Origin of the sequence: Malikia sp., from assembly GCF_028687635.1 — a bacterium.
Taxonomy (GTDB): Bacteria; Pseudomonadota; Gammaproteobacteria; order Burkholderiales; family Burkholderiaceae_C; genus Malikia.
Genome location: NZ_JAQTZS010000003.1, coordinates 149,106 through 167,662, shown reverse-complemented (window position 1 = coordinate 167,662; position 18,557 = coordinate 149,106). Strand labels below are relative to the sequence as shown.

The window sequence follows — 18,557 nt, the reverse complement described above, 5'->3', positions numbered from 1 at the left end:
ATGAAGAAACGCAATCCCCAGCTCAACAGCAACGGCGAGCTGATTCACCTGCTCTCGACCGAGGGCCTGCCGCGCGAGATCCTGACCCAGATCCTCGATACTGCCGCCAACTTCGTCAGCATCGGTGACCGCGAGGTCAAGAAGGTGCCGCTGCTGCGCGGAAAAAGCGTGTTCAACCTGTTCTTCGAGAACAGCACCCGCACCCGTACCACCTTCGAGATCGCGGCCAAGCGCCTGAGCGCCGACGTGTTCAACCTCGACATCGCGCGCAGCTCGACCGCCAAGGGCGAGTCGCTGCTCGACACCATCGCCAACCTGTCGGCGATGGCGGCCGACATCTTCGTCGTGCGCCACGGCGAGTCGGGCGCGCCCTACCTGATCGCGCAGCATGTCGCGCCCCATGTCCATGTCGTCAACGCCGGTGATGGCCGCCACGCGCATCCGACCCAGGGCCTGCTCGACATGTACACGATCCGCCACTACAAGAAGGACTTCACGAATCTGTCGGTGGCCATCGTCGGCGACGTGCTGCACTCGCGCGTGGCGCGTTCCGACATCCACGCGCTGACCACGCTGGGCTGCCCCGACCTGCGCGTGGTCGGCCCGCGCACCCTGGTGCCGTCCGAGTTCGCCGACATGGGCGTGCGGGTCTGCCACACGCTGGAGGAGGGCATCCGAGACGCCGATGTCGTCATCACGCTGCGGCTGCAGAACGAGCGCATGAGTGGCGCGCTGCTGCCGTCCAGCCACGAGTATTTCAAGAGCTTTGGCGTTACCACTGAGCGCATGCAATGGGCCAAGCCCGATGCGATCGTGATGCACCCGGGCCCGATCAACCGTGGCGTCGAGATCGACTCCAGCGTGGTCGACGGCGGCCAGAGCGTGGTGCTGCCGCAGGTGACCTTCGGCATCGCGGTGCGCATGGCCGTGATGGGCATCGTCGCCGGCAACATGGCCTGAACCGCCATAGACAAGGACTTCACATGAAAACCCTGATCCAGGGCGGTCGCCTGATCGACCCCGCCAGCGGCACCGACCGCCTGGCCGATATCGCCATCGCGGCCGGCCGCATCGTCGGCATCGGCCAGATCCCGGCCGATTTCACCCCGAACCGCGTCATCGACGCCAGCGGCTGCATCGTCGCGCCGGGCCTGGTCGACCTGTCGATGCGGCTGCGCGAGCCCGGCCAGGAGCACGCCGGCATGCTGGCGAGCGAGACGGCCGCCGCCGCCGCCGGCGGCGTCACCAGCCTGGTCTGTCCGCCCGACACCGAGCCGGTGCTCGACGAGCCCGGCCTGGTCCAGATGCTCAAGTACCGCGCCGAGAAGCTGCACCAGGCGCGGGTGTTCCCGCTCGGCGCGCTGACCCGTGGCCTCAAGGGCGAGGTGCTGACCGAGATGGTCGAGCTGACCGACTCGGGCTGCGTCGGCTTCGGTCAGGCCGAGGTGCCAATCGTCAACACCCAGGTGCTGCAGCGCGCGCTGCAGTACGCCGCGACCTTCGGCTACAGCGTCTGGCTGCGGCCGCAGGACTTCTGGCTTGGCAAGGGCGTGGCCGCCAGCGGCTCGCTGGCGACCCGCCTGGGCCTGGCCGGCATCCCGGTCGCGGCCGAGGTGATCGCGCTGCAGACCCTGTTCGAGTTGCTGCGCGGCGTCTGCAAGACCCCGGGCACCCAGGTCCAGCTGCACCTGTGCCGCATCAGCAGCGCCGCCGGCCTCGAACTGGTGCGCCAGGCCAAGGCCGAGGGCCTGCCGGTGACCTGCGACATCAGCGTGCACAACCTGCACCTGACCGACATCGACATCGGCTATTTCGACAGCCGCCTGCGCCTGCAGCCGCCGGTGCGCCAGCAGCGCGACCGCGAGGCGCTGCGCCGTGGCCTGGCCGACGGCACCATCGACGCGCTGGTGTCCGACCACAATCCGGTCGATGCCGACGCCAAGATCCTGCCCTTCGCCGAGGCCGAGGCCGGCGCCACCGCGGTCGAGCTGCTGCTGGGCCTGGCCTGGAAATGGGCCGAGCAGGATGGCGTGCCGCTGGCGCGCGCGCTCGCCGTGCTGACCCAGGGGCCGGCCGCCGTGCTGGGGCGCAGCCTGGGCACGCTGGAAGCCAGCGTCGGTCGCCTGGTCGTTGGCGGCGTGGCCGACCTCTGCGTGATCGACCCCAAGGCCTACTGGACGGTGGGCGAGGATACGTTGTGCAGCCGTGGCAAGCACACCCCGTTCGGCGGCCACGAGCTGCCGGTCTCGGTGCGCACCACGCTGGTGGCCGGTCAGGTCGCTTACGACGCGCTGGCCGCGCAGCGCGCCTGAGAGCGCGCGCATGAAGTCGCTGCGCGCCGCCGGGCGCCTGCTGCGCGTGCTCGCGCATCTGCTGTCGGGAGCCTGGACCATCCGGCGCCGCTTCGGCGCGCTGGCTTTCCAGCAGCGCCAGGCGCTGGTGCAGGCCTGGTCGCGCCGGCTGCTCGAACTCATGGGGGTGCGCCTGGTCGTGCATGGCGAGCTGCCCGGTGCCGGGCCGCTGCTGGTGCTGGCCAACCATATCTCCTGGCTCGACATCATCGTGATCGACGCGGCGCTGCCCTGCCGCTTCGTCTCCAAGGCCGATGTGCGGCACTGGCCGCTGATCGGCCGCCTGGTCGAGGGAGCCGGCACGCTCTTCATCGAGCGCGACCGCCGGCGCGACGCCATGCGGGTGGTGCACCTGATGGCCGAGCGGCTGCGGGCCGGCGACCGGCTCGGGGTCTTCCCCGAGGGCACCACCAGCGACGGCGGCAGCCTGTTGCCCTTTCACGCCAACCTGCTGCAAGCCGCGCTCACGACCGATACGCCGGTGCAACTGCTCGGCCTGCGGTACACCGATGCCCGCGACGGCCGGCGCCATGACGGCCCGACCTATGTCGGCGACACCAGCCTGCTGCGCTCGCTCTGGCGCACGCTGGGCGCGACCCGCCTGCAGGCCGAGCTGCATGTCGGCGAGGTCGACCGCGCGCAAGGCCGCGACCGCCGTACCTGGGCCGAGGCGCTGCGGCGCGAGCTGGCGCTGCGGATCGATCTGCCGCTGCCCGACTGAAGCCGCCGCGCGCCGTTTCTTCAACCTTTTCCGTTTTCGAGTCGATCCCATGCCGCTTCCCGCTCCCCAGCCCCGCCGACAGGTCAATACCCGCGAGACCCGATTCCGCTGTTTTCTGCGTGATGACGGCCTGTGGGACGTCGAGGGCGAGTTGCTCGACACCAAGGACGAGCTGTTCACGATCCGCAACGCGCGCAGCTGGCAGCCCGGCGAGCCGATCCACCACATGCTGATCCGCGCGACCATCGACTCGGACAAGGTGGTGCGCGAGATCTCGGTCTCGATGGAGGCCTACCCGCACGGCATCTGTCCGCAGGCCATGGCCCACATGCAGCGCATGGTCGGCTGCACCATGGCCGGCGGCTGGCGCAAGGCGATCGAGCAGCACCTGGGCAAGGCGCAGGGCTGCACCCATATCCGCGAGCTGCTGTTCAACATGGCGACCGCCGCCTTCCAGGGCATGGAGCGCGCCCGCGCCGAGGCCGCGCCCGACGAAGTGCCGGCCTACCTCGGCACCTGCACCGCCTGGGACGTCGCCGGACCCGTGGTGGCGCGTGAGTTTCCGCTGCTGTACCGGCCCCGGGCATAGGTAGTTGCCGCAGCCTGAGCGGCAAATCCCTGTAGTACGATCCCGGCAACCGCGCCCGGTAGCCTGAGGCGCGCCCATTCAATCGAGGTGACCATGGACTATTTCAGCTTGGCGTTTCTGACTGCGGTGCTGCAGATCATCGCCATCGACATCCTGCTGGGCGGCGACAACGCCGTCGTGATCGCGCTGGCTTGCCGCAAGCTGCCCGAATCGCAGCGCAACAAGGGCATTGCCTGGGGCGTGGTTGGCGCCATCGGCCTGCGCATCGTGATGATCTTCTTCGCGCTGCAACTGCTGGCGCTGCCCTTCCTGAAGATCGTCGGCGCGCTGCTGTTGCTGTGGATCGGCGTCAAGCTGCTGCAGCCGGAAGACGACAGCCACGACAACATCGAAGGCGCGACCACGCTGGCGGGCGCGATCAAGACCATCGTGATCGCTGACGCGGTCATGAGCCTGGACAACGTGATCGCCGTCGCCGGTGCCGCCCATGGCAACATGGGCCTGGTCGTGTTCGGCATCCTGGTCAGCATCCCGATCATCGTCTGGGGCAGCAAGTTCGTGCTCAAGCTGATGGACCGCTTCCCGGTCGTCATCACCATCGGTGCCGGCTTGCTGGGCTGGATTGCCGGCGGCATGTTCGTCACCGACGAATTCCTCAAGGATCACCTGGCGGACGCTCCTTCCTGGCTGCACTACGTCACCGCTGTCGTCGGTGCCGTGGCCGTGGTCCTGGTCGGCAAGTTGCTCGCCGCGCGCCAGGCCCCGGCCGAGCCGGCCCCGTTGGTCGACCTGGCCAAAAAAGACTGAGACCAGAGAGGAACCGCTCCATGACCAAGATCCTGCTTCCCAACGACGGTTCTGCCGCCAGCGCCCGCGCCATCGAGCAAGTGCTGCAGCGTGGCTGTGCCGGGCTTGAGCTGCACCTGCTCAACGTGCAGCTGCCGGTCGACGGCAATGTGCGCACCTTTGTCAACGCCGACGAGCTAAACGCCTACCACCTGGCCGAAGGCCTGGCCGAGCTGGCCGCTGCCCGCGCGCAACTCGACGCCGCCGGCGTGGCCTGCCAGCAGCATGTGCTGGTTGGCCATCCGGCCGACCAGATCCGCCGCTTCGCCGACGAGAACGGCTTCGACGAGATCGTGATGGGCACCCACGGCCGCACCGGCCTGATGCACCTGTTGATGGGCTCGGTCGCGGCCGAGGTCTCGGAACAAGCCAAGACCCAGGTCACGCTGGTCAAGTGAGCTGAAGCGGCATACTGGTGGCATGGAAGCAATCCCTGCCGCCACCGCCGACCAGTCCGCCTTGCTCCAGGGGCTGGCCCGCGAGCCGGCCGTGCTGGTGACGATAGTCAAGACCCAGGGCTCGACCCCGCGCGAGGTCGGTGCCTGGCTGGCGCTGTTCGCCGACCGCCAGCTCGGCAGCATCGGCGGCGGCCAGCTCGAATTCCAGGCGCTGGCGTTCGCGCGCGAGCTGCTGCAGGCTGGCGCCTCGCACCCCCTGAACGGCCAGACCCGGCGCCAGGCGCTCGGACCCAGCCTGGGCCAGTGCTGTGGCGGCGCGGTCGAGCTGCGGTTCGATTCCCTGTCCGATTCCGACGCGGCCCGCGCCCTGGCTGTCACCGAGCCCGGTTGCGATCCGGTCGCCATCTTCGGCGCTGGCCATGTCGGGCAGGCGCTGGTGCGCGCGCTGCTGCCCCTGCCGTTCGCGCTGCGCTGGATCGACAGCCGCGACGGCGTCTTCCCGCCCGGGCTGCCGGCTGGCGTGCGGATCGAGCAGTCCGATCCGGTGCAGCGGGCGGTGCCGGAGCTCGCGCCCGGCAGTCTGGTGCTGCTCATGAGCTACAGCCATGCCGAGGACTTCGAGCTGGTCGCGGCCTGCCTGCGACGGCTGCGCGAGTCCGGCGACCTGTCCTTCGTCGGGCTGATCGGCAGCCAGTCCAAATGGGCCAGCTTTCGTCAGCGATTGCTCGCGCGCGGCTTCGGGCCGGAAGAACTCGCGCGCGTGCGCTGCCCGATCGGGCTGCCCGGCATCGCCGGCAAGCAGCCGGCCGTGATCGCCGCCAGCGTGGCGGCCCAGTTGCTGCAGCTCCGTCAGGTTTTTACGAAGGGTCACCCCCTCAAAAGCTGATTCCTTCCGAGGGGTTCAGCCCTTATCCTAAGCGGTCTGCCCGTTTCCCGGGCCTCACACGGATACACCATGGAATTCCTGTTCGACCCCAACATCTGGATCGCCTTCGCCATGCTGACCACGCTCGAGATCGTGCTCGGCGTGGACAACATCATCTTCATCTCGATCCTGGTCGGGCGCCTGCCGCCCGAGCAGCGCGACAAGGCGCGCCGCCTGGGCCTGGGCTTCGCGATGATCTCGCGCCTGCTGCTGCTGGCGTCGTTGAGCTGGATCATGGGCCTGAAGGCCGACCTGTTCTCCGTCTTTGGCCAGGGCATCAGCGGGCGCGACATCGTGCTGCTGTCCGGCGGCCTGTTCCTGCTCTGGAAGGCTTCGCACGAGATCTTCGTCGAGGTCGAGGCACGCGAGCAGGACCATGCGCCCGAGACCGACGCCGCCACGCTCAAGGCGGCCGGTCAGCGCCTGTTCTGGGGCATCATCGGCCAGATCGCCGTGATCGACATCGTCTTCAGCCTGGACTCGGTCATCACGGCGGTCGGCATGGTCGACAACCTGGCCGTGATGGTCGCCGCCGTGATCGCCGCCGTCGGCGTGATGATGTTCGCGGCCAAGCCGATCGGCGACTTCGTCGATTCGCACCCCTCGGTCAAGGTGCTGGCGCTGGCCTTCCTGGTGATGGTCGGCATGGCGCTGACCGCCGAGGCCTTCGAGGTGCATATCCCCAAGGGCTATGTCTACGCGGCGATGGCCTTCTCGCTCGCGGTCGAGGCACTCAACCTGCGCGCACGCAGCAAGCGTCTGGCCAAGGCCAACGCCGCCTGATAAGCCTGACAGCTGCAGCCTGCCCGCGCAGGCTTCAGGGCTGGCGCTCGGCCAGCGTCGCCAGCAGGGCGCGCAGGGCCGGGCTGTCGCGGTCTTCGGCCAGCGGACGCAAGCCGCTCGCCTGCTGCATCAGCCGCTCCAGCGTCTGGATATGCGGCAGCAGCACGCCAAAGAAGACCGGCTGGCCGGCCACGCCGATCAGCAGGGTCGGGAAGTTCTCGACGTCGAGGTCGCCGAGCAGGTCGGCCTCGTCCTCGACGTCGACCCAGTGCAGTCTCGCCTGCGGATAGCGGCTTGCCAGGCTGGCAAAGGCAGCGGCGTATTCGCGGCAGGTACCGCACCAGGCGGCGCAGAGGCAGACCACATCGATGGCGGCCCGCGGGTCGGAATGTGGGTCGGGACGCGGGGCAGGGACAGCGGCATTCATGGCGGGCTAGCTTACCAGCAGCCACGGGCTTTCGAGCCGATGTGGCGGGCCGGACCGGAGTCCAGACAAAACGCCGGCCCGGAGATGGCATCCGGCCGGCGTCTGGCTGGCAGCGCAGCGATCAGCCGCGATCAGCAGGGGCAGCGGCTGCCGCTGCGCTCGGCGCTCGGGAAGCGCGCCTCCAGGCAGTAGCGGTAGAACTCGTCGCGGCTGAACGGCTTGGCCTGGGGATGGCGCGAGCGCATGTGGTCGAGGTAGTACTCGTAGTCGTGGATGCCCACCACCAGGCGGCAGGTCTGCACCAGCTTCTTGGCCGCATCCTTGATGTTGGCCAGCCAGTTCGAGTCCGAGCCCAGGCTGTAGCGCTCGAACTCGGTGGGCGTCATCGGCTGCGCCAGCGGATTCTGGGCCCGCGCCTGGGCCGCGTAGCGGGCATAGGCGTCGTCCAGCTCAGCCGGTGCCGCAGCAGTTGCAGCGACCGCGGGCAGGGGCGCCTGGCGACCGCGCCCGATCAGGTAGGACAGGTCAAGCATTGCGGTATTCGATCGGTGCTTCCACGACCGTCGGCTCGCGGCTGGCCAGTGCCTTGCGGATCACGCCGAAGGCCGAGAACACCATCGTGACGGCCACCAGCATGAAGAAACCACACAGCCAGGCGTCGATCTGGTTGTTGAAGGCGACGCGGCTCATTTCCTCGATCGACTTGGCCGGCGCCAGCACCGTGCCTTGCGCGGCGGCGTCGTTGAACTTCCTGGCCAGCGCCAGGAAGCCGATCTTGGGGTTGTCGCTGAAGATCTTCTGCCAGCCCGCGCTCATCGAGGTGATGAACAGCCAGGCCGTCGGGATCAGCGTCACCCAGGCGTAGCGCTCCTTCTTCATCTTGAACAGCACCACGGTGCCGAGGATCAGCGCCATCGAGGCCAGCATCTGGTTGCCGATGCCGAACAGCGGCCACAGGGTGTTGATGCCGCCCAGCGGATCGGTCACGCCCTGGTAGACGAAGTAGCCCCAGCCCGCCACGGCCACCGAGGTGCCGATCAGGTTGCCGGTGACGCTGTGAGTGCGGTGCAGGCCCGGAATGAAGGTGCCGGCCAGATCCTGCACCATGAAGCGGCAGGCGCGGGTGCCGGCGTCGACCGCGGTCAGGATGAACAGTGCCTCGAACAGGATCGCGAAGTGGTACCAGAAGGCCATCATCGCCTTGCTGTGGAAGATGTCGGTGATGATCACCGCCATGCCCACGGCGAAGGTCGGCGCACCGCCAGCGCGCGACAGGATGCTGTGTTCGCCGACGTCCTTGGCCATCTGGGTCAGCGCTTCCGGCGTGACCACGAAGCCCCAGCCGTTGATGACCTGCGAGGCCTCCTCCACCGTCTTGCCGATCACGGCGGCCGGCGAGTTCAGCGCGAAATAGACGCCCGGGTCGAGGATGGAGGCGCAGATCAGCGCCATGATCGCCACCAGCGATTCGCCCAGCATGGCACCGTAGCCGATCAGGCGCGTCTGGCTTTCCCGCTCGATCAGCTTGGGCGTGGTGCCGGAGGCCACCAGCGCGTGGAAGCCCGAGCAGGCGCCGCAGGCGATGGTGATGAACAGGAAGGGGAACAGGCTGCCGGAGAACACCGGGCCGCTGCCGTCGATGAAGCGGGTCACGGCCGGCATCTTCAGGTCGGGCATCGAGAACGCGATGCCGATGGCCAGGCCGAAGATGACGCCGAGCTTGAGGAAGGTGGACAGGTAGTCGCGCGGCGCCAGCAGCAGCCACACCGGCAGCACCGAGGCGACGAAGCCGTACACCACCAGCGCCAGCGTCAGCTGCGGGCCGGTCAGCGTGAACAGCGGACCCCAGTACTCGCTGTGGGCGATGTTCTCGCCGTACAGGATGGCCGCCATCATCAGCGCGAAGCCGATCACCGAGATCTCGGCGATGCGGCCCGGGCGGATGAAGCGCATGTAGATGCCCATGAACAGCGCGATCGGGATCGTCATGGCGATCGTGAAGGTGCCCCACGGGCTTTCGGCCAGCGCCTTGACCACGATCAGCGCCAGCGCCGACAGGATGATGACCATCACGCCGAGCGCGCCCAGCATCACGATCAGGCCGGCGCGCGGGCCGAGCTCCTGCTTGGCCATCTCGCCGAGCGAGCGGCCATCGCGGCGCGTCGACATGAACAGCACCAGGAAGTCCTGCACCGCGCCGGCGAGCATCACGCCGACCAGGATCCAGATCGTGCCGGGCAGGAAGCCCATCTGCGCCGCCAGGATGGGACCGACCAGCGGGCCGGCGCCGGCGATCGCCGCGAAGTGGTGGCCAAACAGCACCCACTTGTTGGTCGGCACGTAATCGAGGCCATCGTTGTGGCGCTCAGCCGGCGTCAGGCGCCGGTCGTCGAGCTCGAACACCTTCTCGGCGATGAACTTGCTGTAGAAACGGTAGGAGATGGCGTAGCAGGACAAGGCGGCCAGCACCAGCCACACGGCGTTGACATGTTCGCCACGGTTGAGGGCGAGCATGGCAAACCCGCCAGCGCCGATCAGCGCGACGAGCAACCATATGAATTTTGATTTCAAGATGTACTCCTGTGATGAAGAACGGGATTCGGCGCGGGCCTGGACGCTGGGAGCCGGCCAGGCATTGTGCCTCCGGATCCGCCGCGCGTAAAAAAAAGAGCGCCCGTGGGCGCTCCTTCAGCGATCCATGATCGTGTTCAGGCCTTGTCGGCGCCGGTGAGGGCCGCCACTGCCGTCATGTTGAGCACGCGGCGCATGGTGGCCGAGGGCGTCAGGATATGCGCGCTGGCGGCCGTGCCCATCAGGATCGGGCCGACGGTCACGCCGCCGCTGGTCGTCGTCTTGAGGACGTTGAACAGGATGTTGGCCGAGTCCAGGTTCGGGCAGATCAGGATGTTGGCCGAGCCGTTCAGCGCCGAATCCGTCAGGTAGCTGCGGCGGATGTTCTCTTCCAGCGCGGCGTCGCCGTGCAGTTCGCCGTCGGACTCGACCTCGGGGTGGGCGGCGGCGAAGATCTCGCGCGCCTGGCGCATCTTCCTGGCCGACGGGCGGCTCGACGAGCCGTAGCTCGAGTGCGACAGGAAGGCGACCTTGGGCGGCAGGCCGAAGCGCTGCACTTCCTTGACCGCCAGCCAGGCGATCTCGGCGAGTTCCTCGGCGCTGGGACAATCGTTGACGTAGGTGTCGGCGATGAACAGCGGGCCGCGGTCGGTGTTGAGCGCGTTGAGCGCGGCGAACTGCTTGGCCCCGGCCTTGCGGCCGATGATGTGCTCGATGCGCTCGAGGTGGGTCTCGTATTGGCCGACCAGGCCGCAGATCATCGCGTCGGCATCGCCGAGCTTGACCATCAGCGCGGCGATGATGGTGTTGGAGCGGCGCACCGCGGCCTTGGCCATCTCGGGCGTGACGCCATCGCGACCCATCAGCTGATGGTAGGTTTCCCAGTACTGGCGGAAGCGCGGATCGCTCTCGGGGTTGATGACCTGGAAGTCTAGCCCTGGGCGGATGCGCAGGCCGGCCTTGGCGATGCGCGCCTCGATCACGGCCGGGCGTCCGATCAGGATCGGCGTGGCCAGCTGGTCGTCGATGGCGGCCTGGGCCGCGCGCAGCGCGCGCTCGTCCTCGCCGTCGGCGTAGGCGACGCGCTTCTTGTCGGCGGCGACGGCCTTGGCGGCGTTGAAGACCGGGCGCATCAGGATGCCGGTCTGGTAGATGAAGCGGCCCAGGCTCTCCTTGTACGCTTCCATGTCCTGGATCGGACGGGTCGCGACGCCGGAATCAGCGGCTGCCTGCGCGACGGCCGGCGCGATCTTGAGGATCAGGCGCGAGTCGAAAGGCTTGGGGATCAGGTAGTCGGGACCGAACACCAGGTCCTGGCCGGCGTAGGCGGCGGCGACCTCGTCGCTGATCTCGCTCTTGGCCAGATCGGCGATCTGGCGCACGCAGGCCAGCTTCATCTCCTCGGTGATCTTGGTCGCGCCGCAGTCGAGCGCGCCGCGGAAGATGTAGGGGAAGCACAGGACGTTGTTGACCTGGTTCGGGTAGTCCGAGCGGCCGGTGGCGATGATGCAGTCCGGGCGCGCGGCCTTGGCGATCTCGGGGCGGATCTCGGGCTCGGGGTTGGCCAGCGCCAGGATGACCGGCTGGTCGGCCATCGACTTGACCATCTCGGCGTTGACCACGCCAGCGGCCGAGCAGCCCATGAAGACGTCGCAGTCGACCATCGCGTCAGCCAGCGTGCGCTTGTCGGTGTCGCGGCAGAAGCGCTGCTTGGAGGCGTCGAGCTTGCCGGCCAGCGCATCGGCGCGCTGGCTCTGGATCACGCCCTTGGAGTCGCAGACCAGGATGTTCTCGACCTTGACGCCCAGGCCCACCATCACGTCGAGGCAGGCGATCGCGGCGGCGCCGGCGCCCGAGACGGCCATCTTGATCGAACCGATGTCCTTGCCGACCAGTTCCAGCGCGTTGAGCAGGGCGGCGCTCGAGATGATCGCGGTGCCGTGCTGGTCGTCGTGGAAGACCGGAATGTTCATCCGCTCCTTGAGCTTCTTCTCGATGTAGAAGCACTCGGGGGCCTTGATGTCCTCCAGGTTGATGCCGCCCAGCGTGGGCTCCATCGCGGCGATGATCTCGACCAGCTTGTCGGGGTCGTTCTCGGCCAGTTCGATGTCGAACACGTCGATGCCGGCGAACTTCTTGAACAGGCAGCCCTTGCCTTCCATCACCGGCTTGGACGCCAGCGGACCGATGTCGCCCAGGCCCAGCACGGCGGTGCCGTTGGTGATCACGGCGACCAGGTTGCCGCGGCTGGTGTATTCGGCGGCCAGGCTCGGATCCTGCTCGATGGCCAGGCAGGGATAGGCGACGCCGGGCGAATAGGCCAGCGACAGATCACGCTGGTTGGACAGCGGTTTGGTCGGGTTGACCGAGATCTTGCCCTTGTTCGGGGAACGGTGGTATTCGAATGCGGCGTCGCGCAATTCTTGTTCTGCGGGGGTCATATTTTCTAGTGCTCCTTGGCAGCTTCAAGCAAGCCTACCTTGCCTGAAGCTGACATACAGTGTAACGGTCTTGCATGACTACAATATGGTTATGAAGAGTAAAAGCCTGGTGCGACGTTGGGCAACATGGCTGGCCATGTGGGCCGTCGTGTTGCACGCGCTTGCGCCCGGCATGGCGCAGGCCGTGCTCGCGGATGCCGATCCGACGCACGAGATCTGCAGCAGCACGGGCATCGTGCGCCTGGTCGAGCCGGCCCAGGACGACTCCGGTCCCAGTGGCACGGCCAACTCGGGTGTTCACTGCGAATGGTGCCTGCTCGATGCAGCCCTTGACCTGCCGCCCGTGGCGGCGCTTCGCTTCGATCCGCTTCCCGCCGCCGGTGCCCCAGTCGCTGTCCCACGCGCTCCCGTGGTCCCCGCGCCCTGGCGTCTTGCCCAGCCGCGCGCACCACCTGCTTTCGTCTGATTCCTGTCGTGCCAGCGCCTTGCGCGCTGTCGCCCACTGAAATCTGCCCCGTCTCCAGGCCGGCTGGTCGCTGACGGGGTTCAGGGTTCGATCCGTGAACCCGAACGAAAGAACACCATGAAAAAAATCCTTCTCGCCTCCATCGCCGCCCTGGCCCTGAACGCCTGGGCACAGTCATCCGTCAAGATCGAGGACGCCTGGGTGCGCGGCACCGTGGCCCAGCAAAAGGCCACCGGCGCCTTCATGCGGCTGACCGCGCCGCGCGATACCCGCCTGGTGGCCGTGAGTTCGCCCGTCGCCGGCGTGGTCGAGCTCCACGAGATGAGCCTGGACAACGGCGTCATGAAGATGCGGGCCATTGCTGGCCTGGCCCTGCCGGCCGGCAAGACCGTCGAGCTCAAGCCGGGCGGCTACCACGTGATGCTGCTGGACCTCAAGGCCCCCGTCGCCGCCGAGCAGCAGGTGCCGCTGACGCTGGTGTTCGAAGCCCAGGGCGGCCAGCGCGAGCAGGTCGAGCTCAAGGCGCCGGCGCGCGCGCTCAATGCCGGCGCCATGTCTGGCCCGATGGGGCAGGGCCACCAGCACGGTCGCCAGCACTGATCCTGCGGGGCCTCGCCCCAAGCTTCCTGTCGCAATTCGCACCGCCCGGACTTGATCCGGCGGCGAGCTTTCCTGCGCCTTGAGCGCGGGAGGCTGCGCTTCGCCCTGCCACCGGGTCCCGGCATGGGTGCACCGAACCATTCAAAGTCATGAAACACGCATCACTTTCCCCGGCTGCCTTGCGTCCGTCCCGCTCAAGCCTGGCACTGGCTGCCGTTCTGCCCCTGGTTGGCCTGCAGCTTGCCCATGCCCAGTCCGGACCGACCAAGCTTGCTGCCGTTATCGTCAGCGCCGAGCGCGAACCGACGCTGCCGCAGGCCGCCGCCGAGTACCAGGCCGAGCAGCTGATGTCGCGCCGCGCCGCCACCAGCGACACCGCCAGCCTGCTGCAGGATATCCCGGGCGTCAGCCTGTACGGCGCTGGCGGAGCGTCCAGCCTGCCGTCCATCCACGGCCTGGCCGATGACCGGCTGCGCATCAAGGTCGACGGCATGGACCTGGTCGCCTCCTGCCCCAATCACATGAACCCGCCGCTGTCCTACCTCGATCCGACCCAGGTCGGCAAGGTCGAGGTCCATGCCGGCATTGCGCCGGTCAGCAGCGGCGGTGACAGCATTGGCGGCACCATCATCGTCGAGACGCAGGCGCCCGAATTCGCCGTACCCGGTCAGGGCCTGCTGACCCAGGGCGAGGTCGGCACCTTCTACCGCAGCAATGGCGATGCGCATGGCGCCAACCTGTCGGCCACCCTCGCCAGCGACAGCCTGAGCCTGAGCTACAGCGCTGCCACCGCCCAGGCCGGCAACTACCAGGCCGGCAACTACCAGGCCGGGGGCGACTTCAAGACCTCGACCGCCACCGGCCGCGCCGGCCATGCCCTGCCACTCGACGAAGTCGGCTCGACCGCCTACGAGACGCGCAACCAGACGCTGGGCCTGGCGTTCAAGGAAGGCCGTCATCTGATCGAGGCCAAGCTTGGCGTGCAGGACGTGCCCTACCAGCTCTATCCGAACCAGCGCATGGACATGCTGGGCAACCAGCAGCAACGCATCAGCCTGCGCTACCAGGGCGACCACGACTGGGGCCGTCTCGAAGCGCGCGCGTACCACGAGACCGTCGACCACTTCATGGACTTTGGTGCCGACAAGCGCTTCTACTACGGAGACGCCTCATGGATGGATCCTGTGAAGGGAGCGATCGGCAAATCCACCCTGGACGGCACTTATTGCCCGTCTCCGCTGACGCCGGGTTGCGCGCATGGCATGCCGATGTACACCCAGAGCAAGACCGACGGCCTGAGCATCAAGGCCGACATTGCGCTGGGCGGCAAGGACCTGCTGCGCGTAGGGGCCGAGCTGCAGCAATACCGCCTGGACGACTGGTGGGCGGCTTCCGGCGTCAACATGGCGCCTGGTGTCTTCCTCAACATCCATGACGGCGAGCGTGACCGCAAGGCTCTGTTCGTCGAATGGGAGGCCAGGCTGAACCCGCAATGGACCACGCTGGCCGGTCTGCGCCATGAGCGTGTCATCACCGATGCTGGCAATGTGCATGGCTATGCCGACACCAACGGCATGGCACCGATGTTCAATTACCAGCAACGCGACAGCAAGGCCTTCAACGCGCTCGACCGCAAGCGCAGCGACGACAACCTCGACTTGACGCTGCTCGCACGCCACCAGATCGACGCCAGCCGTGACCTCGAATTCGGCTTTGCCCGCAAGACCCGCTCGCCCAACCTCTACGAGCGTTACACCTGGTCTACCTGGGCCATGGCCGCCGTGATGAACAACTTTGTCGGTGACGGTAACGGCTACTGGGGCAACCCGGACCTGAAGGCCGAGAAGGCCAACACCCTGTCGGCTACCTACGACTGGCATGCGGCCAACCGCGAGTGGGGTTTCAAGGCGACGCCGTTCTACACCCAGGTGCAGGACTACATCGACGCCATCGATGTGGATCCGAAGGCCAGCTACGACACCGGCTTCAAGGGGCTGCAATACGCCAACCAGTCGGCGCGCCTGTACGGCATCGACCTGTCGGGCCACATGCCGCTGGCACAGACCGGCTACGGCCGCTGGGGTCTCAAGGGCCTGCTGAACTACACCCATGGCGAGAACCGCGACAGCGGCGACGCACTCTACAACGTGATGCCGCTCAATGCCAGGCTGACGCTCACCCACCAGCAGGGCGGCTGGGACAACGCTCTCGAACTTCTGCTGGTGCAGGGCAAGCACAATACGTCGGACGTTCGCAACGAGATCAGTACCAAGGGCTACGGTCTGGTCAACCTGCGCGTCAGCCACGGCTGGAAGCAGGTGCGACTCGATTTCGGCATCGAGAACCTGTTCGACAAGGCCTACGCGCTGCCGCTGGGCGGTGCCTATTTCGGCCAGGGCAAGACCATGAGCACGAGTCAGATGACAAAAGGGGTCAACTGGGGCACGGCTGTCCCCGGTGTTGGCCGCACCCTCTACACGGGCGTGAACATCAGGTTCTGACCAGGGCCTGAATCTGCCGGCGCGGCCGCCGCGCCGGCGCCGCGCTCGAAGGTCACCACATGGTCGACCGCCGCGCGCAGGCCGATGCGCTCGCCGAGCTCGTGCCGGTGGTGCGAGGGCACCAGCGCCATCACGGTCTCGCCGCTGTCGAGCTCCAGCGTGTAGAGGAACTCGGCGCCGCGAAAGGCCTTGCGCACGATCCGGCCCTGCGCCGGCGCGGCGTCGTCATGCACGATGTCGTCGACCCGCAGCAGCACCTCGCACAGGCCGTCCGGGTAGGCGCTGGGCAGCGGGCATTCCTCGACGTCGTGCAGCGGACCCAGCGGGGTGTCGACCCGCACCTCGCCGTCCTGCAGCGAGAGCCGGGCCGGCGCGAACACGCCCTGGCCGATGAACTCGGCCACGAAGCGGGTCGCCGGCCGGTGGTAGAGCTGGTAGGCGTCATCCCACTGGTGCAGCCGGCCCTGGTACATGACGCCGATCGCGTCGCCGATCGCGAAGGCTTCGAGCTGGTCGTGGGTGACGAACAGCGCGGTCGCGCCAGCCGCCTTGAGGATGGCGCGCAGCTCGTGCGCCAGCCGCTCGCGCAACTCGACGTCCAGGTTGGAGAAGGGCTCGTCGAGCAGCAGCAGGCGCGGCTGCGGCGCCAGCGCGCGCGCCAGCGCCACCCGCTGCTGCTGGCCGCCCGAGAGCTCGTGCGGGTAGCGCGACTCCATGCCCTCCAGGCCGACCAGGGCCAGCACCTCGCGCACGCGGGCCGGGCGCTCGGCTTTCGGCCGGTCCTGCAGCCCGAAGGCGACGTTGCGCCCGACGTCGAGGTGCGGAAACAGCGCGTAGTCCTGGAACACCATGCCGATGCGGCGCTGCTCGGGCGGCAGCTGATGCGTCGGGCTGCCGACCTGCTCGCCGCCCAGCCGGATGCTGCCGTACGCCAGCGGCTCCAGCCCCGCGATGGCGCGCAGCAGCGTGGTCTTGCCGCAGCCCGAGGGGCCGATCAGCACGCCGATCTCGCCCGCGGCCAGACCGAGCGTGACGCCGTCAACCGCCGCTTGCGCGGCCCCAGGAAAACGGATGCCGAGTTGTGTGACATGCAGGAACATGGGGTGATTGTAGATAATAAGCATTCTCATTGGCACACAGATGAATCAACACCTTTCCTCCCTCATGGCCTGGCTGTCCAGAGGCGCGCTGCTCGCGCTGGCCGCCGCGCTCGCCTTGCCGGCGCTGGCGCTGGCCGCCAGCTGGCTGCAATGGGACGCGGCCGCGCTCGACGTGCTGCGCCAGATGGCGCAGTCCGTGCTGCCCGACTACCTGCTGACCACGCTGCTGCTGTGCGTGTCCGTGGCGCTGGCGGTGGCGCTGATCGGCACCGGTTGCGCGGCCATGGTCACGCTGTTCGAGTTTCCCGGCCGGCGCGTGGCCGAATGGGCGCTGCTGCTGCCGCTGGCCATGCCGGCCTATGTCGTGGCCTACGCCTACACCGACTTCCTGCAGTTCTCGGGGCCGTTGCAGAACGGGCTGCGGGCCAGTTTCGGCCTGAGCGGGCGCGTCTTTCCCGAGGTGCGCAGCCTGGGCGGCGCGGTCTGGGTCTTCAGCTTCACGCTCTATCCCTATGTCTACCTGCTCGCGCGCACCGCCCTGACCGAGCGCGCCGGTCAGCTGATGGAGGCCGCGCGCCTGCTCGGCGCCCCGTTGTCGCGCCGCATCCGCGAGGTCGCGCTGCCGCTGGCGCGTCCCGCCGTGGTCGCCGGCGTGGCGCTGGCGCTGATGGAGACGCTGGCCGATTTCGGCGTCGCGAGCTACTTTGGCATCCAGACCTTCACCGCCGGCATCTACAAGGCCTGGCTGGTGATGGACAACCGGCTGGCGGCGGCCCAGCTCGCCACGCTGCTGCTGGCTGGCGTGGGCCTGTTGCTGTGGCTGGAGCGCCGTTCGCAGCGGCGCCTGCGCTTTGCCAGTCAGCGCAGCCTGCGCTCGGGCGGCAGCGAGGGCCGGCCGGCCCGCCTGCGGGGCCGGGCGGTCGCGCTGGCCTGGCTGATCTGCGGCCTGCCGGTGCTGGCGGGCTTCGTGCTGCCGGTGCTGTTCATGCTGCGCCCGCTGCTCGACAGCTGGGCCGAGCTGCCCTGGACTTCTTTCCTGCAGTGGTCGCGCAACAGCCTGTGGCTGGCCGGCTTGAGCGCGCTGCTGGCCACCGGCGTGGCGCTGGCGCTGGGCCACGCGCAGCGCCGCCGCGCCGACCGCCTGACCCAGGGCGTGGTGCAGGTGGTGGGGCTGGGCTATGCGGTGCCGGGTGCGGTGGTGGTGGTCGGTCTGCTGCTGCCGGTGGGCTGGGCGCAGGCGCGCTGGCCCGACTCCAGCCTGGGCTACTGGATCACGGCCACCGCCCTGGGGTTGATCTGGGCCTACCTGGTGCGCTTCTCGGCGGTCGCGCTGCAGTCGGTGCAGAGCGGCTACGCCCGCATTCCGGTCACGCTCGATGATTCGGCGCGCATGCTGGGCCATGGCAGCTGGGGCCTGTGGCGGCGCGTGCACTGGCCGCTGCTGAGCCGTTCGACCGCGGCGGCGCTGCTGCTGGTGTTCGTCGACGTGATGAAGGAGCTGCCCGCGACCCTGGTGCTGCGCCCCTTCGACAGCGACACGCTGGCGGTCGTGACCTACCAGCTCGCGCGCGACGAGCGCCTGGGCGAAGCCGCGCTGCCCGCGCTGGTGCTGGTGCTGGTCGGCCTGATCCCGGTGGTGATGCTGAGTCGCACGTTGCGCCGGGAGGCTTGAGCGGCGGAGCCGCTGTGGCCCCAATGAGAAAAAGCCGCATACGTGCGAACGTCTGCGGCTTGATCGATGGTCCCCCCGACAGGAATCGAACCTGTATTTGCCGCTTAGGAGGCGGCTGTTCTATCCATTGAACTACGGAGAGGTCAGGCCGGATTCTAGCCTGTTT

At 68.1% G+C, this 18,557-nt stretch carries 17 protein-coding genes and 1 tRNA gene; 12 read left to right on the top strand and 6 right to left on the bottom strand.

The window, feature by feature from the left end; translation table 11 throughout:
- The 8 genes from PHR85_RS03500 (at window position 1) to PHR85_RS03465 (ending at window position 6,613) form a co-directional block, all read left to right on the top strand.
- Window positions 1-960, top strand: a complete 960-nt coding sequence (locus PHR85_RS03500; RefSeq protein ID WP_300050494.1) for an aspartate carbamoyltransferase catalytic subunit — start codon at window positions 1-3, stop codon at window positions 958-960.
- A gap of 23 nt (window positions 961-983) precedes the next feature.
- On the top strand, window positions 984-2,312 hold the full coding sequence (locus PHR85_RS03495; protein ID WP_300050491.1) for a dihydroorotase: 1,329 nt from the start codon (window positions 984-986) through the stop codon (window positions 2,310-2,312).
- Between the two features lie 10 nt (window positions 2,313-2,322).
- Entirely contained in the window at window positions 2,323-3,072 is a 750-nt protein-coding gene (locus PHR85_RS03490) for a 1-acyl-sn-glycerol-3-phosphate acyltransferase (RefSeq protein ID WP_300050489.1), read from the top strand.
- Window positions 3,073-3,121: 49 nt separating this feature from the next.
- Window positions 3,122-3,661, top strand: a complete 540-nt coding sequence (locus PHR85_RS03485) for a DUF2889 domain-containing protein (protein ID WP_300050487.1) — start codon at window positions 3,122-3,124, stop codon at window positions 3,659-3,661.
- 93 nt (window positions 3,662-3,754) lie between these two features.
- Window positions 3,755-4,468, top strand: coding sequence for a TerC family protein (locus PHR85_RS03480; RefSeq protein WP_300050484.1), 714 nt, complete (start codon window positions 3,755-3,757; stop codon window positions 4,466-4,468).
- Between the two features lie 20 nt (window positions 4,469-4,488).
- Window positions 4,489-4,905, top strand: a complete 417-nt coding sequence (locus PHR85_RS03475) for a universal stress protein (RefSeq protein ID WP_300050482.1) — start codon at window positions 4,489-4,491, stop codon at window positions 4,903-4,905.
- Between the two features lie 22 nt (window positions 4,906-4,927).
- A complete protein-coding gene (gene xdhC, locus PHR85_RS03470; RefSeq protein ID WP_300050479.1) occupies window positions 4,928-5,791 on the top strand; it encodes a xanthine dehydrogenase accessory protein XdhC in 864 nt (287 codons plus the stop codon).
- A 69-nt stretch (window positions 5,792-5,860) separates the two neighbouring features.
- Window positions 5,861-6,613, top strand: coding sequence for a TerC family protein (locus tag PHR85_RS03465; RefSeq protein WP_300050477.1), 753 nt, complete (start codon window positions 5,861-5,863; stop codon window positions 6,611-6,613).
- A gap of 34 nt (window positions 6,614-6,647) precedes the next feature.
- Here PHR85_RS03465 and PHR85_RS03460 read toward each other — a convergent pair whose 3' ends face one another.
- The 4 genes from PHR85_RS03460 to PHR85_RS03445 all read right to left on the bottom strand — a co-directional run bounded on the left by PHR85_RS03460 (window position 6,648) and on the right by PHR85_RS03445 (window position 12,052).
- Window positions 6,648-7,040 carry a co-chaperone YbbN gene (locus PHR85_RS03460; RefSeq protein WP_300050475.1) on the bottom strand — a complete coding sequence of 131 codons (393 nt, stop codon included), beginning with the start codon at window positions 7,038-7,040 and terminating at the stop codon, window positions 6,648-6,650.
- Window positions 7,041-7,171: 131 nt separating this feature from the next.
- A complete protein-coding gene (locus PHR85_RS03455; protein ID WP_300050472.1) occupies window positions 7,172-7,573 on the bottom strand; it encodes a YbdD/YjiX family protein in 402 nt (133 codons plus the stop codon).
- Window positions 7,566-9,611, bottom strand: coding sequence for a carbon starvation CstA family protein (locus PHR85_RS03450; RefSeq protein WP_367278699.1), 2,046 nt, complete (start codon window positions 9,609-9,611; stop codon window positions 7,566-7,568). The genes PHR85_RS03455 and PHR85_RS03450 overlap by 8 nt, the downstream gene beginning before the upstream one ends.
- A 137-nt stretch (window positions 9,612-9,748) precedes the next feature.
- Window positions 9,749-12,052: an NADP-dependent malic enzyme gene (locus PHR85_RS03445; protein WP_300050469.1), complete on the bottom strand. Its 2,304-nt coding sequence runs from the start codon at window positions 12,050-12,052 to the stop codon at window positions 9,749-9,751.
- A 91-nt stretch (window positions 12,053-12,143) separates the two neighbouring features.
- Between PHR85_RS03445 and PHR85_RS03440 the strand changes: the two genes are divergently transcribed.
- The 3 genes from PHR85_RS03440 (at window position 12,144) to PHR85_RS03430 (ending at window position 15,619) form a co-directional block, all read left to right on the top strand.
- Window positions 12,144-12,518: a DUF2946 domain-containing protein gene (locus PHR85_RS03440; protein ID WP_300050466.1), complete on the top strand. Its 375-nt coding sequence runs from the start codon at window positions 12,144-12,146 to the stop codon at window positions 12,516-12,518.
- 117 nt (window positions 12,519-12,635) lie between these two features.
- Entirely contained in the window at window positions 12,636-13,118 is a 483-nt protein-coding gene (locus tag PHR85_RS03435; protein WP_300050463.1) for a copper chaperone PCu(A)C, read from the top strand.
- Between the two features lie 149 nt (window positions 13,119-13,267).
- Window positions 13,268-15,619, top strand: a complete 2,352-nt coding sequence (locus PHR85_RS03430; RefSeq protein WP_300050460.1) for a TonB-dependent receptor — start codon at window positions 13,268-13,270, stop codon at window positions 15,617-15,619.
- Here PHR85_RS03430 and PHR85_RS03425 read toward each other — a convergent pair.
- Window positions 15,592-16,719, bottom strand: a complete 1,128-nt coding sequence (locus PHR85_RS03425) for an ABC transporter ATP-binding protein (RefSeq protein WP_300050457.1) — start codon at window positions 16,717-16,719, stop codon at window positions 15,592-15,594. The two genes, PHR85_RS03430 and PHR85_RS03425, sit on opposite strands and share 28 nt — an antisense overlap.
- 64 nt (window positions 16,720-16,783) lie before the next feature.
- On the opposite strand from PHR85_RS03425, the gene PHR85_RS03420 reads away from it, so the two are divergent.
- Window positions 16,784-18,391: an iron ABC transporter permease gene (locus tag PHR85_RS03420; protein ID WP_300050454.1), complete on the top strand. Its 1,608-nt coding sequence runs from the start codon at window positions 16,784-16,786 to the stop codon at window positions 18,389-18,391.
- A 67-nt stretch (window positions 18,392-18,458) separates the two neighbouring features.
- On the opposite strand, the gene PHR85_RS03415 is transcribed toward PHR85_RS03420, so the two are convergent.
- Window positions 18,459-18,533: transfer RNA gene (locus PHR85_RS03415), tRNA-Arg, on the bottom strand.
- Window positions 18,534-18,557 lie beyond the last annotated feature (24 nt).

Excerpts from the sequence above, each read along its gene's own strand:
- PHR85_RS03500 (WP_300050494.1), top strand. The coding sequence starts at position 1 with ATGAAGAAACGCAATCCCCAGCTCAACAGCAACGGCGAGCTGATTCAC.
- PHR85_RS03495 (WP_300050491.1), top strand. The coding sequence starts at position 984 with ATGAAAACCCTGATCCAGGGCGGTCGCCTGATCGACCCCGCCAGCGGC.
- PHR85_RS03490 (WP_300050489.1), top strand. The coding sequence starts at position 2,323 with ATGAAGTCGCTGCGCGCCGCCGGGCGCCTGCTGCGCGTGCTCGCGCAT.
- PHR85_RS03485 (WP_300050487.1), top strand. The coding sequence starts at position 3,122 with ATGCCGCTTCCCGCTCCCCAGCCCCGCCGACAGGTCAATACCCGCGAG.
- PHR85_RS03480 (WP_300050484.1), top strand. The coding sequence starts at position 3,755 with ATGGACTATTTCAGCTTGGCGTTTCTGACTGCGGTGCTGCAGATCATC.
- PHR85_RS03475 (WP_300050482.1), top strand. The coding sequence starts at position 4,489 with ATGACCAAGATCCTGCTTCCCAACGACGGTTCTGCCGCCAGCGCCCGC.
- xdhC (WP_300050479.1), top strand. The coding sequence starts at position 4,928 with ATGGAAGCAATCCCTGCCGCCACCGCCGACCAGTCCGCCTTGCTCCAG.
- PHR85_RS03465 (WP_300050477.1), top strand. The coding sequence starts at position 5,861 with ATGGAATTCCTGTTCGACCCCAACATCTGGATCGCCTTCGCCATGCTG.
- PHR85_RS03460 (WP_300050475.1), bottom strand. The coding sequence starts at position 7,040 with ATGAATGCCGCTGTCCCTGCCCCGCGTCCCGACCCACATTCCGACCCG.
- PHR85_RS03455 (WP_300050472.1), bottom strand. The coding sequence starts at position 7,573 with ATGCTTGACCTGTCCTACCTGATCGGGCGCGGTCGCCAGGCGCCCCTG.
- PHR85_RS03445 (WP_300050469.1), bottom strand. The coding sequence starts at position 12,052 with ATGACCCCCGCAGAACAAGAATTGCGCGACGCCGCATTCGAATACCAC.
- PHR85_RS03440 (WP_300050466.1), top strand. The coding sequence starts at position 12,144 with ATGAAGAGTAAAAGCCTGGTGCGACGTTGGGCAACATGGCTGGCCATG.
- PHR85_RS03435 (WP_300050463.1), top strand. The coding sequence starts at position 12,636 with ATGAAAAAAATCCTTCTCGCCTCCATCGCCGCCCTGGCCCTGAACGCC.
- PHR85_RS03430 (WP_300050460.1), top strand. The coding sequence starts at position 13,268 with ATGAAACACGCATCACTTTCCCCGGCTGCCTTGCGTCCGTCCCGCTCA.
- PHR85_RS03425 (WP_300050457.1), bottom strand. The coding sequence starts at position 16,719 with ATGTTCCTGCATGTCACACAACTCGGCATCCGTTTTCCTGGGGCCGCG.
- PHR85_RS03420 (WP_300050454.1), top strand. The coding sequence starts at position 16,784 with ATGGCCTGGCTGTCCAGAGGCGCGCTGCTCGCGCTGGCCGCCGCGCTC.